The sequence below is a fragment of the Litorivivens lipolytica genome, assembly GCF_014191715.1.
Classification (GTDB): domain Bacteria; phylum Pseudomonadota; class Gammaproteobacteria; order Pseudomonadales; family Spongiibacteraceae; genus Litorivivens; species Litorivivens lipolytica.
The window spans coordinates 429123-445468 of sequence record NZ_JACHWY010000002.1 but is presented as its reverse complement, the minus strand read 5'-3'; the positions used below and the strand labels follow the sequence as shown (position 1 = coordinate 445468).

The following is a 16346-nucleotide window of genomic DNA, read 5'->3' as shown; positions in this document are numbered from 1 at the left end:
GGTTTTTGGTCAGTAAAAACTGATAGTTGCCGCAGCCAGGACCTAGCTCTGCACTACTGGCGACAAGCCGCCCAGCAGGGTCTCTGCTTTACGCACTGCTTTCTCGAACGAGAACTGCGGCTCAGGATTCGACGGGTAGATCAGCGTCGCCAGGCGCAGCGGCAGTTTTCTGTTGGAGGAGAAAGAGACGAGCGGCGCGGGGACTCGCTGCCCGTAGTTTTGCGAGTACCAGCCCAGCCGGGGGAAGTCGCTGCCGGTAAAGATGGCGCAGTGTGTCTCGGAGCTGCCGAGAACACGCAGTTGTAACTTACTGTTAAGGCCCTGTGCGCAGACGGTGGAGTTATCTGTTTGCACAACGGAGAGTGGCGCGAACTGATAGCGAAGATCGATGTCGTGCTCGCCCAGCCCAATGACATCATCTATCACCAGCCAGTAGCGTTGTTCAATAAACAGGACGCGGCGACGGTGCGTTATGGGCGCCTCTGCATTTACGTAAGCCGTATGGCTGGCATCGACGATGCTGTATTCAGGCAGGGCGTGGCATTGATTCAGACACGCCTCAGGACGGCTATGCCAGGAGAAGGCCGCTTTTGGTATAGCCTGGTTCTGGCCGTCAATAATCAAGGTGCTATGCGCGTTACTGCTGCGGAAATGATCGCGCCAGACAGGGTCGGCGGTGTAGCAGTAGGTACCCGGATCGACCAGAAAATTTTCGCCCCAACAGCTGCATTGAAGGCTGAGCAGGTCGGCGTGGCCGTGACCGCTGCTCACCGGGCAGCCGAGTGGCCCGAAATCGACAATCATCTGGTGTGCTTTGCAATCCCAGCTGTTGCGCATAACCGCGTAGCCACTGTCCTTGAAGCAATGTAAAGGACTCGGCGCTGGTGGTTGCGGGCGAGGCGCCTGCGCATCGTCGCCCAGCAGCCAGAGAGCCTCCGGCGCGAGCTCGCCCGCAGCCCATGAAAATGAGCGGTTGCGAAACAGAACCGATGCTGTGGAGAAGAGCCCGCGATAATCGCCGCTGTGCCGCCGAACGAGGGGCAGCAGACAGCCTCCGTCCGTATCGCCGATTTGTGGCAATGTACCGTCGGGACGGCGCAACTGCAGTAAAAAGCTGACCATGTCTCTCAGCTTGTTTTCTACAAGACCAGGCAACTCCCCCTGATTGATTCTCGCGAGGATAAGGAAGTGCAGATAGATCTCAACCGTATAGTATTGATAGCGCGTCGACTGCTCAAAATAGCCACCGTCAGGGTGCACCTGTGTTGTGAGCTGATCTAGGAGCGTCTCCCGTCCCAGTGATCGCCAGCGATCAGCGCCCTCTAGTTCCGGTAGCAGTGTGCCAACGTAGAAAAGACCCAGTGCCTCGACAGTTAGATGGGTGTTGGGTGAGAAATAGCGCGAGTAATTGCGTTCTATATAGCGTGCCTGACGCTGAATCAAACCAAGCATGGTATAGAAAAGCTCGGCTGTCAGCGCCTCGGCTCCGCGAAATAGCTGAAGTCCCCAGCACCAGGAAATAATTCGCATGGAGGCTTCCAGCGCGCTGCACCAGTTGATGCCATAACAGGGCGGGTTAGCCTTGATCCAGCTTTCTATCAGTTCAGAGAATTGCTCCGCGTAGCGGGTGTCACCGGTGACCAGATAAGCTTGGCCCAGATCGAGGATCCACTGATGACGGTTAAGTTCCCAGACCACTTTGCTGTCGCCTACCTGTTCATAGGATAGTGGGTCGATCCGGCTCCAGTGAACGAGAGGCGATTTGCGCATTGCGACCGGATCGAGATGCCAGTCAATCGGCTCGCCAAATGACAGCGCCGCATAACCTAGCAGGTCGAATTCTCCCCGGCATATTGCATTGGCGCGCGCTATCAATTCGCGGTTATGGCCGCTCAGGTCTGCGGCTAAGTGATTAACCATACGGCTCCTGCTTTGCTCATCCTTGAGGCTTGTGAAGAAGCGCAAAGCCATTGACTGGGCTAGACGGTTTTGTAACTCCGCTTTGGCGAGATTACCATGGCCGCTATGGACTCGTGCCACCACGTCCCGCAAAATCGTGTCGCAGTGGCGACTATCAAAGCTGCAGTGTGCGGCATCCAGCCCCCAACAGGGAGGCTGCTTAAGCCGCTCTGCCACAATAATGGCGCGCTGGCGGCTGCGGAACGCCAGTTCTGAGTGGCTCATTTTAAGAATGCGTTGTAGTTTCATCGAACTTAGCCTTGCGGTTTATCGCGTTGTCCGGGCGATGAGCAGCCGCCGCCGAATGGTAGGCGTTTATCCAGCAATCCCTAACCTGCGCCCAGGTGTAGCGCTCCACATCAGCTCGGGCGCGGCGGGCCAGTTCCTGTCCCTGTGAGGGACATTCCAGCAGAGTGCGCACTGCGTCGGCGATAGACGAGGGATCTCCATTTTCCAGAAGGAGTCCCCGCTCGCCCTCACCCATCATGTTAGGAATGTCACCGATAGGAGTGGAAATGACCGTAAGTCCGGAGGCGAAGGCCTCCAAAATGGATATCGGCTGGTTATCGATGCTGGAGGCATTGATGAAGATATCTGACCGATTGTATAGCGCGGGCATGAGCTCAGGCTCGATTCGTCCGACAAACTGAATGTCCGAGATGCCCTCAGCGGCTACCCACTGGCGCAGCGATTTTTCCTGACTGCCATAACCGGCGACGGTCAGCGTTGCTTGCGGGTAACTTCGCTTCAGGATAGCGAAGGCTTTGAGTATCTTGTCGACACCGTAGTGGCTTTCCAGATTTCGGTTCGACAAAAGCCTGGGCTTTATCGAGACGCGCTGTCGATAAGTGAACGCATCTAAATCGATCACGTTGCAAACGACATCGGCGTGATAGCCGTATCGGCGAAAAGTCTGCTGCAGATACACCGACGGCACCACGATGCGATCAGCCAGACGAAGCCAAGGGTGGACGCGATAGCCCCAATTTCGAAGATGGTCATCCGCTTCACCGCTGTGGTAGTTCAGAACCGAAGGCTTGGAAAACAGTTTCGCTGCTATCAGCGCCGGTAGGGGTGCCAGCATGAAAGACCAGTACGACGCGGAGAAAATATGAACCACATCGGCGTCGCGGAGTCGCAAAAGGCTTGCGGTATAGAAAATCTGGTTGAGCAAAGTTCGCAGCAGCGGAATTCGCCGAACCCAGCGCAGCCCTTTGGGAAATCGCGGATTTACCGCGACAAAATCCACCTGTATTCCGTCTTTGGCCAGGGCTTCTGCGAGACTGAATGCCTGCACGCCCTGCCCTCCAAGTATATCCAGATTCGGCGCAACAATGGCGACGCGATCAATCTCTACACCCTGATTTACGGTTAGGTTACGCGTTTCGGCGCTGTGAACAGTCGGCATGGCTAGTGAACCCGGGGCATTGCCGATTTATGGATTTTCGACTGCCAGTTACGTCTGAGCGGCTTGTGGTCGACCGCTGGAAAGAGCGGCGAATCCAGAAATCTACGACACCAAAGCTCAAACGAGATCAGCGTCCACAACTGCTGATCGAGCGGGCGGCCTTGGCCGTGCATAGACAGTAGCCTTTCGATGTAGTCGGCGTTAAAAATGTTACGGGATTGGCTGGTATGCGACAGCAGCAGGTCTCTTACAAAGCTACTTAAATCGCGCCGGAACCATTCGCCCAGCGGAATCGCAAAACCCTGCTTGGGCCTGTCGATAATATCTTCCGGAAGAATTCCCCGCATCGCTCGTTTAAAAATATGCTTGGTATTGCCTTTGTGGAGACGGAATTCGGGGGGGATGGTTGCCGCAAATTCGACAAATTTGTGGTCGAGCAGGGGAACTCTGACTTCGAGGGAGTTTGCCATACTCATGCGGTCGACCTTGGTAAGGATGTCGAGAGAGAGATAGTTTTTTATGTCGAGGTACTGCAGGGCCGACAGCCAGTGCACCTCGTCATCCGGCAGGGATTCCAGCATATCCTTCCACGGATCGGCTTGCAGTACGGCCTCGGCCGCCGAGTGATGAAACAGTGAGTGTTGAGAATCTTTGGCAAACAGAGTGCCAGCGTCGAGATAGCGATCAGGCCCATTGAGCGCGATATGCTTGAGAAAATTTCGACCTCGGGTGCCTTCCGAGAGCTGGGCGCCCACTACGCCCATCAGCGATCGGACCATGCCGGGTATATAGCGGTAGCGGCGCTCTCGCTGCTCGACACAGTAACGGTCATAGCCTGCAAAGAGCTCATCGCCACCGTCGCCGGACTGAACAACTTTGACGTGTTGCGATGCGAGTTTGGATACCATGTAGGTCGGTATTGCCGAGGAATCACCAAAGGGTTCATCGAGATCCCACACGATATCATCGAGAACGTTAATAACATCGGGCTCGAGTATCAGTTCGTGATGATCAGTACCAAAAGCTTCGGCCACCTTCCGGGCATGGGCCAACTCATTAAAGGCCTGTTCCGAAAAACCGACGCTGAAGGTTTTAATCGGCTGAGAACATTGTCTGGCCATTGTCGCAACAACCGAACTGGAATCTATTCCACCACTCAGAAAAGCGCCGAAAGGTACATCGCAGATCAATCGCAATCTGACCGACTCTTCGAGTCTGGCACGCAATTCCTCAACAAAACTGTCCTCTGAGCGGTCGTAATCCGGCTCGAATTCGACGTCCCAGTAGCGTGTGACCACGGGCAATCGATTAGATTCGACCGTAAGCATGTGACCTGCTTCCAGCTTGTTAATGCCAGACAAGATACTTTGAGCTCTCGGGGTTGTTAGAAAAGTAAACAGATGGGCTACAGCATTCCAGTCGAGTTGCCGCTCCACCCAAGGTAACTGCAGTATAGATTTCAGTTCTGAGCCAAACACAAAATGGCCGTGAAAATGACCGTAAAACAGCGGTTTGATTCCGAGTCGGTCTCTGGCAAGCAAGAGTTTCCTACGATTATTGTCCCACAGTGCAAAAGCGAACATCCCGCGTAGTTGATGGACGCATTGGTCACCGTACTCTTCGTAGAGGTGAACGATAACCTCCGTGTCCGACTCGGTGTAAAAGGAATGCTTTTTTTTAATCAGGGACTGTTTGAGCGAGCGGTAGTTGTAGATTTCACCATTGAGCACTACGACGATGGATCTATCCTCATTAAAAATCGGCTGGTTGCCGGTCTCAAGATCTATAATGCTCAGTCGGCGCATGCCTAACCCAATATCATTGTTGATATAGTAACCGTCATCATCCGGGCCACGGCTTCGCAGTGCGTCACACATGGCGACGACATCAACGGGCTCTACCCGTTGCCCCGAGGTTCCGAAAATACCTGCGATCCCGCACATAGGTTGTCTCCGTTTTATAAGGTTGTGATGACGAAAAGTTCAGGCGCTGATCCGGCTTCTAAGACAATTAATTGGCCGATTTAAATACCGGGAAAGCATTGCCTTCTCGTCGTCGGCCATCGGGCCGATCATCATGACCAGGCGGTGGTAACCAGCCAGATAGACGATGGCACCGACTGACAGTTTCCAGAAGCCGGTGGCCTCTATTGCAGTGATAACCATCACCGCCGGAATTAGCGCAAGGGCCGCCATCGATAGCGTCATAACAATCGCGCGCCAGGGTAAAAGCTCCTCAAGGCCAACGCCCAGAACTTGCTTTATCCGGTAGAGCGCCAGTGCTTTCGATACCAGCGTCGCGAGTAGCGTTACCGTGATCGCCCCAACCAAGTGGTAGTGTTCGAGAAACCACGGCATAAACATTACGACAATCGCCAGCCGTACAATATTCTGCAGAATAAGGAAATGGGTCTGTCCGAAAACTCTGAGTGCACCATCGGTCAGAAATGTAGCGAGCAGCATCGATAAGGTACACACCATGAAAATGGGAACGCTCTCCAGATAGGTATCGGTGAACAGAAAGACAATTAAGGGTTCTGCCAACATCATCAGCATAGCGACCATGGGAAAGAATATGAGCGCGAGCTTGCGGATACTATCCAGCCAAATGGAAACCACCTCGCGGTAGGCGCCTGATTTAATTTTCTCCTGCATGTTGATCATCATCACATTGCAGGTAGAGGTCATCAGAAAATCGGAGATGGGTATCTGCAGACAGCCTACTGCGTAGATGGCAAAGGTAGCCGCGTTGAAGTAGTAGGACACTGCATACAAGTGGTAATTGACCTGAATGACCTCGATTAGTGCTGCCGCGCCAAACGGGATGGCATAGGCCAGATGGATACCCAGTACCCCGGGGTCAGCATGTAGGCTGGTACGGTATTCGCGTGTCACATAAAGGATGGTTGCCGCCAGACGCGCCAGCGCGAAGGCGATCGCGCCAATCATCAACGCTTTCAGGTCGGCGATCAGCAAAACCGGTAGTATGTAACACAGCGCCCGCGATAGATCTGATATACCGTAGGCTGATGACGCGTACAGGTGTTGCTTGCGTACGGTCATCACGATTTCCAGAACCACTGCAACTAGCATAAACAGAAGGTAGAGTCCGACCAATGGAATATAACTGCCTAGCTCGGGATTATTCAGGAGTCGAGCTAGTTCATTGGTGTAGAGACTCAAGCCCACCAGCGACAGCACGCCCAGCGTCGCGAGCACAAGCAGTGTGTTACAAATGTAGGTCCCCGCTCGCTCGCAATCGGATGGCAGAAAGTAGTAGAGGCTTTCCGCCATGCCAGCCTGAGCGACAACGAACAGAGTCCCAAAGATAAGGAAGATCTGCTTGTAGGTGCCAAACTCGGCGGGCTCGAAGAGCCTCGCCAGAACCATGGGTATGGCAAAAGCCGCCAGAAAGCCAAACAATCTACCGGCCATGAGTATCAGCGCCGGACGAAATATGGCCTCCTGCTGGGGCAGGCCAGCGGGCGCCGCAGCGGATTCAGCCACGCCCGAGCGCACCTGCAATTTTAGAATCACCGACAGGACTATCCGAAGCTCGAAAGGCAAATAAGGATTTTTTTAGCGTCATGGTTACGGTGGTGTAGACTCAGAACGAACCCACTAGGCGAAGTGCATCCGCGAGCATTTGGTGGCCGGATCGAAAATGCCGTTTGCCTGGCAGGACAGCACGGCGGTCGAAAGATTGTTAAACCCGTTTATGCTGGATTTTTCCCAAAGCAGGTGGCGCGGGATCGTGAGCTCGGGGCGTGCCCGATCCTGGTGTGTACAGGTGGTTACAGCTGAGGTGTATCCTGCGCGGGCTACTTCAGCAATCACCAGCGCATTGAAACTGCCATCGGGGTAAGCAAAATGCTTAATCTCTGTGTTCAGACAATTCTGAAGATAGTGTTTAGATCGAACGACTTCTGCCCGAACGTTGTCCGCTGTCTCGTTTGCAAGTACGGCGTGAGATACCGTATGCGAACCAACCGTTACACCCGCGCCAAGCATCTCCGACAACATGTCCGGGCTGAGGCCCCGAAATGCTTGTTTCCTGTCCTCGGGCAGGCAAAGTCGGGATTCCATACGGTTGATCAGTGTCTTTATGCCCTCAAGATTCAGTGAATCAAGAATACGACGGGTTGCATCAAAAGCATCAGAAGAGGCATAGAGCTCGTTCTCCAGTTCCTTGGCGATCTGACAAGTGGCGTCCTGAAGCTCGCCTATCGCACGGAAGACGTCAACTCTGCTGGTATTGATCGCCTCGGATACAAGGAGGTAGAGATGGTCGTGAGGTAGTAGCTGGTCAGTTCCGATAAGATTGCTAACGACGAACACCGTGAAGGGTATATTCATGTCACGAAGCAAGGGATAGGCATTGTGGTAGACGTCAGCGTAACCGTCGTCGAAGGTTACCGCGGCGAGCTTGTTACCCTCACGGCTGCCTTGATACAGAGATGCCACCAGCTCGTCCAGTGATACAAAGGTATAGTCTTGTGCGAAGTACTCAAGCTGGTGTTTCAGCGTTTCAACACTGATAAGATTTGGCTCGATCGAAGCCTGTGCGGCTGAGTCAAAGTCGGTCACCACTCGGTGGTAGCCCAGCACTAGAGGCATGTTGTTCATCCCGAGCGTCTTTCCAATCAGCTGATCGACTCCCGTCAAGTGCAGTGCTGCGGCGCACCCTGACTTGGCGGCGCGTCGGATACGTGGTCTGGTGTTGCCGGGTTTTCTGGTCACTAGGCAGCCCTCCTGTAAGCTATGGCAGGTGGCCGGATAAAGTGCTTTAGCTTCACCAGATTTCGGCAAACCGTGCCATAGAAAGAGGCCGGGTAAACCTCCAGCCGCGCCAGGAAACGTTCCTTGTCAGTCCAGAGGTACTTGTATTCTTCGTTATCGTGCAGGAGGTCAAAGGTGTGCACGCCTTCGCTAATCGCCTGCTGTATTGACAAACCCAAGGTCAGCATACCAACGCTATACTTGGTATAGCTGTCGTTCAGCGCTGACTGGAAATAGTAGTAGGAGTCGAGATAGCGAAACTGATAGACGCAAGCAGCGGTTACACCGTCCAGCCTGAGGCGGAACAGTCTGAGCCAGCCAGCGTCAGAGGCGATTCTGGAAAAATCCTGATGAAACGCGACGATGCGTGGGTCATTAAACACCGTCAATTCTCCCCGATTTCGCCAATGATCCAAATGAAGGTCGAAAAACTCTGACATGGCGTCAGCCATATCCATTTCCGTGGTTGTCGATAAAAAATCAACAGAAAAGTCTTTCTTCAGCTTTCTGAGCTTTCTCATGAAGTACTTCTGATGCGTTCGGCTCAGCTCGGAACAATAGTCTTGCCAAGTTTTATCCCGAATATCGATATACGGGCAGATATTAGTCCTCGAGGAGTGACTGCTTCCGCCACTCATCTGGATAAGCTGTGGCAACTGAGTTGTGAAGCTGCTGGCTTCCTCTACTCTGGTGAGCTCCACCATATACCCTTTCGCGGTAATTTGTTGGCTTATGGCTTTCATTGCCGTTTGTTCGTATGAATTACGCAAGATAAAGCTAAGGTAGTCTGAGCCGATATTGCCCGAAGCGATGAACTCCAAGTGCAGAAACGGCATTAGTCGTGAATATTTAGGTGGTGACACCGCTAACGGCGCAATACCGATAAGCTCGTTCTCGAGACGGACGAGGATAACGTAGAGTTCTCTATTTTCAGCCATGTGTATCCACCAAGTATGCATCCACTCCCAACTGAGAAACAGGTTGTTACAAGCGCTGTCGGCTAATAGATCTGCCCATTCGTGTCGGATGCTTCTCAATTCATCAAGATTGTCGATTATGCGAGTGCTTAGCATGATGTACTCCGGGGTGTACTGGGCAAAGTGGTTCTTGTTCTAAGACTGGTCTAATGCTGCGGGCGCCGGTTTAATGATTGGAGATGTTGTCTGGCTTTGGTGACTGCATGCGCTGCGAAAGCAACCAGGCTGCCGACTGTGAAAGGTTTAGTGATAGCAATGTTGCACAAGGGAATGCGGTCAACATAAAGCCGCCGAGTCAGGCTGCTGTCGTACGCAGCACAGGAGTCAATGCAGTCGATATCATCCCACTTATCCGCTCGACGAAGCAGCTCAATATTGGCCATCACTCCCGGTGCGCACTGTCGATAGTCCTCGTCGAAGGCGACTTTATAGGTATGTGCGATCCGGTGGGAAACAAACACTATAATTATTGCGATCGCTTTACCATCCAATCTTAGCGCAAGAATTCTCAACCTATTTTCACGATGGGCTGCGTGCATGATCGCTCTGAAAAAGTTATCGTCCTTTCTGGACGAGGCAATTGCCGTATTGCTTTCTCCCTTCCAGCCCGAGGATTCAAGAAAAATGAACTCCACAATCCACTGCTCTATATCGTCATTGCTCTCATACTGAGTCCAGCTTGTTTTGCCTAGTTCCGACAGACGCTTTAAGCGACGGCGATCTTCGCTGAGTGTCTTCTTCGATAATTGGTTGATGCAGGACGCGTTTCGCTGTCGGGCTTTAATGGCGCAGCCTCGATCGTAGTACCAGCATCGGCTACGCAACGGCGAGCTGCAAAGATGATCGATAAAGCTTTCAATGAAAGTGTTCCTGGCGGAGATCAGATTAAACGCCATGACCGATGCCGAACAATCACGTTTAAACCAGCGCAGGACTTGGTCGGCGCATTGTCTGGCGAAATCCAGATGTATTACAGGAGTAGCATTAAAGCAGTGGTCGTGCTGCCACAGGGTGATCGTTCGGACAGGAACCCCACGATAGCGCTTTTTGAAGCATATCGGAATTAGTCCACACAGCAGCGTATTGTCTTTTTCTGGGGAGGTTATCGAAATGGCGATAAACACGGGGCAGCTTTCTTCACCTAGATACTTGATCGCTGATGCCATAAACCACGGCTCGTAGCAAATATTAGGCTCTATTGCATTGCTGATGAGCTCTTGTAACTGGGAAGCATAGCGCTTCAGCAGTGCCTTACCGTCGATCAGCTCGGTCGAGAATACAGGATTCGTTAGCTCTCGAGCGTCCGGTATTGGTGCGTGCGGTCCTAGTTCGAAGGCGCTATTAACCATACGTGATCGTCTAGAGCCGAGCCAGCGAGGGGCACGCCCTGTCTAACTCCGATAGATACAGTACGCTGGTATCGCGAGCGGTCTTTTCGATGGAATATTCCCTCTCGGCGGTACACCGGCCCTTTGCGCCTAGTGCTTGTCTGAGAGCAGAATCCGTTATCAGGGTATCGAGCGCTTGAGCAAGTAAGTCCGGCGATTTTACCGGTATCAGCAATCCATTTGCGCCATGCTGGATGAGTTCAGGGGTTCCTCCAACGCGAGTTGCAACTACTGGCGTTCCGGCAGCCATAGATTCGAGAATTGAATTTGACAACCCCTCACTGTGCGATGGCAGTACCGATATATCTGCGGCCGCAAGTATTGCTGCGGTGTCCTGTCGATGTCCGGTAAAGATAAAGGCGTGATCTACGCCCGCTTTAGCGGTCATTGACTTAAGCTGATTCAGATAGGTCTGGTCATCGACGTACTGATCGCCAATTAATATCTTGTTTGCACCGACGATCATATAACACGCCGTCGGATGACGTTGCTTGAGCTTTTCCGCGGCGGCAATAAGGTCGTCAAAGCCTTTCTGAGGGTTAAGGCGCGCGAGCATGACGATGAGCGGGGCGTCCTGCGGAATTGAGAACTCTTCTCGTATGCTCTGATTAGCCATATTTGAATCGTAGAGCGACAGATCGATGCCGTTTTTGATCACCGTGATTTTGGGCTCGCTATAGCCTTCTTCCAGCAGCCAGCTTCGAATTGAATCCGCATTTACGAGTATCCGATCGGCGAGATTACATATCACCTTCTGCACGCGTTTTTTGGCCGGGCTGAGGTAGACCCCCTGATCGCGGATTGATGCAATGACAACGGGTACGCCTGCCAGCTTGGCCGCCGGGATAGAGAAACAGTTAGCGTAGAAGTTGTAGCTATGCACAATTTGATACTGCTGTTTACGAATATCCGCGGCGAAATGAAGCTGCTTCAGCAGTGTTAAAGGGTGGTAGAGCTTGTTAATCGGGTACTCCGTTATACTGCTAACGAGACTCTCAAACTCACTCAGTATATTTCCGCTTCGGCTAAAACAAGCTGAACTGATATCAAACAACTGATTGTCCAGATTGGCGATCAGATTGAGCACTTGTCCTTCGGTACCGCCCTTGCAGTAGTTGGGCAAGACTTTGAGTACCTTCCGGGTGTAGATTCCGCGAGACGCAGTGTCAAACATTGTCGGCACCGAAAGCGGCGGTTGTCGAAATTCGTCCTGCGGCGAATGCTATTCCGGCGATTATGTAGAAGTAGAAGTGGTAGGCAACCGGATGAAATAGCGCGGCGACACAGAATGCGATCAGGCTGATGCGCAAGCCCCGCTTAAGTGGCGCCAGCGGGTGCGGTTGACCCTCCGTAGTGGCGCATCGTGTGGCGCCGAAGGCTCTCTTGAGCAACATAAGGTAAAGGATCAGACCCGGCGCACCGAGCTCCAGCAAAATCTGCAAGTAGACGTTGTGGATTTCTGTCCAGGTTTCTCCTCTGATGTCATTCATGGTCAGCTCGTTCATGCCGACACCCGATCCTATCAAGGGGTGGGTAATGGCGTGCTTCATCGCGCTCTTCATATCGTGCAGCCTAACCTGCGCGGAACCTGTTTCGTCGCTTTCAATACTGGTAATCGTCGAAATGCGGTTTATATAGTCATCGGGTAGTAGCGAAGCTCCGCCGATGCCGAAAATGACGATTACCGGCAGCAAAAACTGACTCAGGTATTTCTTCATGGACCAGCCATAGCACAGGCCGATCGTGATGAGGGTAAGAAAGCCTCCTCTAGAGAAAGTTGAGATAACACCGAGTACGATAAGCACCGAAACCGCAAAGTAAATTAGCTTCGGCAGCCTTTTGTCAGCGTCTATTGCGAGTGCAATTGCCAGCGGCAAAAGCAGATTCAGCATCAGTGCCATGTCGTTCGGATTTTCGGTAAGGCCTGCTAAGTAACCCGCCACACGATTGCCGTCGACCGCGTAAGCACCTGCCATAAAGTTAGACACCGTGGTGCCTGCCATTGGAATAGCCATAAGGACTAGAGCGGAGGTCAGGCGCATAAGTCGATCCGGCGTATCGAGTACCTGAGTTAGCAGGATAAAGACGATCACCGTCTTTAGGTAGAGCTCCATCAGGAAGGCGACACTACCGCCGGGCCATTGGGAGAACGGGATTGTCAGAATTGTCCAGCAAAGAAAGTAGAACAGCGTAACAATCGCGGGTTCCAGTTCAATGATGGGGCGTTTGGCCTTAAGTCGGTTTAGTATATGAGCGGCGATGGAAACGGCCGCAGCCAGCAGCGCGATGCGCAGGGGCGCCAGCGCCGGGATATAGTTTTGCGGTGCAAGCAGCAGCACAAAGGCAAACGCGATAAGCGCCCAGAAGGCCACTGGCGATCCCGGCGCTGAACGGAGATTGCAGGCCACCAGTGTCTTGTCCAAAACCTCTGGGGCATCGTCCCGCCACCATGGTGTCTGTGGTAAAGCAGTCACAAACGCACCACCTGCCCAGCATCTGCCCGATAGCCCCAGGTTGCATCGCGGGTATCAACCACCAGCTTTCCGGAATCCAGTATTGTCGTGTAGTCGAAGCTCGGATGGTCAGTGAGTATGAGTATGCAATCGGTTTTCTCCAGCAGATCGCTAGTGAGATTCGACGACAAAAAATGGATTCCGGCAATATCAATAGAGGGCACATAGGGGTCGATATACGAAATTTCGGCGCCGCTACAAATCAGTGTATTGAGTATTCCCAGTGCAGGGGATTCGCGTATATCGCCGACACCTGCTTTGTAAGCGACGCCCAGAGCGAGTATGCGGGCACCGTTTACGCAGCGCTTGCGCCTGTTCAGGGACTCGTTGACAAGCTTTACGACGTGCCCCGGCATGGATTGATTGATTTCCTCTGCCAGTGGGATAAACCTGGCCTGGTAGTTGCTGAAGCGCATTTTCCAAGCAAGATAAGCCGGGTCGACTGGAATGCAATGCCCGCCGATGCCGGGACCGGGATAGAAGGGCATGAAGCCAAAGGGCTTGCTGGCGGCCGCATCAATTACCTCCCGAGAGCAGATGTTGAGCTCCCGGCACATGATTGAAAACTCATTGGCGAGAGCAATATTTACACTTCGGAATACGTTCTCATAGAGCTTCGCTAATTCCGCTACCTTGGGTGATGATACCTCTACGACATGGTCGACAATCTGCCGGTAGAGGGCTGCAGCCAAAGTTGTACACTGTTTGGTTACACCACCCGTAACCTTGGGTATTTCGCTTACACTGTACTGCTTGTTACCCGGATCTATCCTTTCCGGTGAGAACGCCAGAAAGAAGTCCCTGCCGCACACCAGCCCCTTGTCTTCGAACAGTGGCAGCAGTACCTCCTCCGTTGTGCCAGGGTAGGTTGTCGATTCCAGAATGATCAATTTTCCGGGAGACAGAGTTATCGCAAGGGTTTCTGCGACGTCGATGACGTAGGATATATCCGGGTCTTTGGACTTTCTTAGCGGTGTTGGTACACAGATTAAGATTACGTCGCTTTCGCACAGAAGGGAAAAATCCCCGGAGGGCTTATAGTGCCCGGAGGTACTCAGCCGCGCCAGTTCACTATCTTCGATGTCAGGGCTGTTCGCGTCGCACTGCCGGAGACGGCTCACGCGTTCAGCGTCGATATCGAGCCCGTTAACCTGGAATCCGGATTGTGCAAATGCCACAGCGAGCGGAAGACCAACGTAGCCCTGTCCGACCACAGAGACAGCTGCTTCTTTTAGTTGGATTTTTTCGAGCAAGTCAACGTAGGTGAATTCGCCAGTGAGCGGCGATGTTTGTGCGATTTCGTTCATGACAAAGATCCTTTGTTAGGAAACTGCCTTGGAGGTCGAGTCAGTGTTGTTTGTGCCAGATTCAGAATGAGCGGCGAAACCGTTATCGTTGCTGTTGCTTTTGTAGGATGGCGTAGCAACTGGTTTGCCTGCGACACCATGTCCTTTGATGATGGTAGCGATGGTGGCAAACAGTATCCGAATGTTTAAGTACACCGAGCGGTGACGGATGTAGTAGAGGTCGTAGCGCAGCTTTTCTATTTCTTCGTCGAGGTTGTTGGCGTAGCGGTACCGGACCTGCGCCCAGCCGGTGATACCCGGCCTGACTGAGCAGCGAAGCTGGTAGAAAGGTATTTCGCTTCCGGACTCCGGCGTATTTCTCGATGTAAGCGCGAACAGTTCAAAGTTTGATGCCGGGTGTGGGCGAGGGCCAACCAGGTTCATATCGCCCCGCAGAACATTGATGAACTGTGGAAGCTCATCCAGCCGAAAACGTCTTAGCCATCCTCCAAGGGCCGTGATACGTTCGCAATTGTCGCGGGCCCATTCGGTATGTTCAGCGATTGACGGCCTCATGGTCCTGAACTTGAAAAGTTTAAAACGCCTGCCATTTAGCCCTACTCTTTCCTGTACGAAGAGCGCAGGGCCATCGGAGTCCAGTCTGACCAGAACACCGAGTATCAGTAGAAACGGAAACAGCAGCAGCAGTGCAAGACCGGAGGCTACGCTGCTCACTAGGCGTTCGATGAAATCGGAGATGTGGTGATCGTGGTAGTCAGGCCCCCTCAGAATGTCCTCGGGTGCATAGGCTTCGATCGGGAGTTTTCCGGTCAGACGCTCATAGACACTCGCCACCGATTCTATGTGGACATTGTGAAACAGTTTTGCTTCAAGCAGGAAATGATTGAACCTTTCGCGGGATTTATGCCCGTCGCGCCCGACATCCAAAACGTCACCTACAATTATTACATCGGGTGTATGCTGCTTTGCGATAGCAGGGAGATCATATATCGTGCCGACGATTGGCAAGCCTTGCCATTCAGCTACGCCTTGCTTGCTAGCCACGGCGCCAGTGATAGCATACTGCTCACCCTGTAAAATTTTGCTTTCGGTGAGCAGCCTTTCCATTAATGAGCCCGAACCAATCAACAGGGTACGCCGGGCTGGTCGACGTGAAAGCATAACTATTGGTATCCGTTACAGTAAATCTGAGGCTTGATCATTGGGCGTTATCGGTAGGTCGCTTTTATCTGCTATCGGCCGTTGTCGTTGAATACTAGCCCGGCAACTTTGTCCGGTGACATCAGACTCAAAGTCTCTTCAAGCTCCCGGCGTTTGGTTTTATTCGCGCGGACCACCAGAACAAACTTATCCAGCAGCCGAGATATCAACTCCGTATCGGGTAGGTTGAGGACCTTTGGGGTGTCTACGATGATAAAGTCAAAGCGTTTACGGGCAGTTTCGAAAAATCGCATCAGCCGTTTTGATTTAAGGACTTCATAAGGCGCCTTAGCAGCTTTCCCCGCGGTCAAAATATGCAGATTGTATGGCCTGAGGTAACGAAGCTGGGGCTCAACATACGAGAGTTCCGAGTTATCCAGCCATTCGGTTATGCCGGATGCGTCATTGTTGTTGAAGTTGAGGTAATCGGCCACCCGTCTGGAGGCAGGCCTTAGCACCAAATCTACCAATAGCACGCGATTGTCAGGCCCACTGGCGAGAGCGCTGGCAACGTTGATTGCCGTAAGAGTTTTACCGTCATGGGCTGAGGCGCTGGTTATGCCCAGTACCGCACCCTCCTGTTCTGTGAAGCTATTCTCCAGCGCTAAACGAAGGCGAGAATAGGTTTCAGATAACTCAGAGTTGGGTCGCAATAGACAGACCAAACGTGGATCAATCTGAGGTGACTCACAACTAGGTACGAGGCTTTCTAACTCGCTAAACTCTCGCGCAGTTTTTAGTTTCCCTTCCAAATACTGTACTGGGGTCATAGTAGGTTCCAAAATTATCTGGCCCATAAGGGCAAGCTAGAGTCAT

Annotated in this window: 12 protein-coding genes; all 12 read right to left on the bottom strand. The window is 52.6% G+C overall.

The features are described from left to right. Positions 1–42: 42 nt before the first annotated feature. The 12 genes from FHR99_RS10410 to FHR99_RS10355 all read right to left on the bottom strand — a co-directional run bounded on the left by FHR99_RS10410 (position 43) and on the right by FHR99_RS10355 (position 16300). Complete coding sequence (locus FHR99_RS10410) at positions 43–2208, bottom strand: alginate lyase family protein (protein ID WP_183410590.1); 2166 nt, start codon at positions 2206–2208, stop codon at positions 43–45. Further along, positions 2186–3367, bottom strand: coding sequence for a glycosyltransferase family 4 protein (locus FHR99_RS10405; protein ID WP_183410589.1), 1182 nt, complete (start codon positions 3365–3367; stop codon positions 2186–2188). Before FHR99_RS10405 ends, FHR99_RS10410 begins: the two co-directional genes overlap by 23 nt. Before the next feature lie 2 nt (positions 3368–3369). Next, entirely contained in the window at positions 3370–5310 is a 1941-nt protein-coding gene (gene asnB, locus FHR99_RS10400; RefSeq protein WP_183410588.1) for an asparagine synthase (glutamine-hydrolyzing), read from the bottom strand. Between the two features lie 39 nt (positions 5311–5349). Further along, a complete protein-coding gene (locus FHR99_RS10395; RefSeq protein WP_183410587.1) occupies positions 5350–6873 on the bottom strand; it encodes an oligosaccharide flippase family protein in 1524 nt (507 codons plus the stop codon). A gap of 114 nt (positions 6874–6987) precedes the next feature. Further along, positions 6988–8106 (bottom strand): polysaccharide deacetylase family protein, encoded by a 1119-nt coding sequence (locus FHR99_RS10390; protein ID WP_183410586.1) that lies wholly within the window; start codon positions 8104–8106, stop codon positions 6988–6990. Beyond that, positions 8106–9218, bottom strand: coding sequence for a GNAT family N-acetyltransferase (locus FHR99_RS10385; RefSeq protein ID WP_183410585.1), 1113 nt, complete (start codon positions 9216–9218; stop codon positions 8106–8108). The genes FHR99_RS10390 and FHR99_RS10385 overlap by 1 nt, the downstream gene beginning before the upstream one ends. A gap of 50 nt (positions 9219–9268) precedes the next feature. After that, positions 9269–10471: a GNAT family N-acetyltransferase gene (locus FHR99_RS10380; protein ID WP_183410584.1), complete on the bottom strand. Its 1203-nt coding sequence runs from the start codon at positions 10469–10471 to the stop codon at positions 9269–9271. Between the two features lie 10 nt (positions 10472–10481). After that, positions 10482–11684: a glycosyltransferase family 4 protein gene (locus FHR99_RS10375; RefSeq protein WP_183410583.1), complete on the bottom strand. Its 1203-nt coding sequence runs from the start codon at positions 11682–11684 to the stop codon at positions 10482–10484. Continuing rightward, entirely contained in the window at positions 11677–12933 is a 1257-nt protein-coding gene (locus FHR99_RS10370; RefSeq protein ID WP_183410582.1) for an O-antigen ligase family protein, read from the bottom strand. The genes FHR99_RS10375 and FHR99_RS10370 overlap by 8 nt, the downstream gene beginning before the upstream one ends. Positions 12934–12980: 47 nt before the next feature. Then, complete coding sequence (locus tag FHR99_RS10365) at positions 12981–14330, bottom strand: nucleotide sugar dehydrogenase (RefSeq protein WP_183410581.1); 1350 nt, start codon at positions 14328–14330, stop codon at positions 12981–12983. Positions 14331–14345: 15 nt separating this feature from the next. Further along, positions 14346–15437, bottom strand: a complete 1092-nt coding sequence (locus tag FHR99_RS10360) for a sugar transferase (protein WP_183410580.1) — start codon at positions 15435–15437, stop codon at positions 14346–14348. Positions 15438–15562: 125 nt separating this feature from the next. Beyond that, on the bottom strand, positions 15563–16300 hold the full coding sequence (locus FHR99_RS10355) for a CpsD/CapB family tyrosine-protein kinase (protein WP_183410579.1): 738 nt from the start codon (positions 16298–16300) through the stop codon (positions 15563–15565). Positions 16301–16346: the final 46 nt, after the last annotated feature.

What these genes read in the sequence shown, in the direction of transcription:
- FHR99_RS10410 (WP_183410590.1), bottom strand. Translation starts at nt 2,208, where the DNA reads ATGAAACTACAACGCATTCTTAAAATGAGCCACTCAGAACTGGCGTTC.
- FHR99_RS10365 (WP_183410581.1), bottom strand. Translation starts at nt 14,330, where the DNA reads ATGAACGAAATCGCACAAACATCGCCGCTCACTGGCGAATTCACCTAC.
- FHR99_RS10355 (WP_183410579.1), bottom strand. Translation starts at nt 16,300, where the DNA reads ATGACCCCAGTACAGTATTTGGAAGGGAAACTAAAAACTGCGCGAGAG.
- asnB (WP_183410588.1), bottom strand. Translation starts at nt 5,310, where the DNA reads ATGTGCGGGATCGCAGGTATTTTCGGAACCTCGGGGCAACGGGTAGAG.
- FHR99_RS10360 (WP_183410580.1), bottom strand. Translation starts at nt 15,437, where the DNA reads ATGGAAAGGCTGCTCACCGAAAGCAAAATTTTACAGGGTGAGCAGTAT.
- FHR99_RS10405 (WP_183410589.1), bottom strand. Translation starts at nt 3,367, where the DNA reads ATGCCGACTGTTCACAGCGCCGAAACGCGTAACCTAACCGTAAATCAG.
- FHR99_RS10385 (WP_183410585.1), bottom strand. Translation starts at nt 9,218, where the DNA reads ATGCTAAGCACTCGCATAATCGACAATCTTGATGAATTGAGAAGCATC.
- FHR99_RS10375 (WP_183410583.1), bottom strand. Translation starts at nt 11,684, where the DNA reads ATGTTTGACACTGCGTCTCGCGGAATCTACACCCGGAAGGTACTCAAA.
- FHR99_RS10380 (WP_183410584.1), bottom strand. Translation starts at nt 10,471, where the DNA reads ATGGTTAATAGCGCCTTCGAACTAGGACCGCACGCACCAATACCGGAC.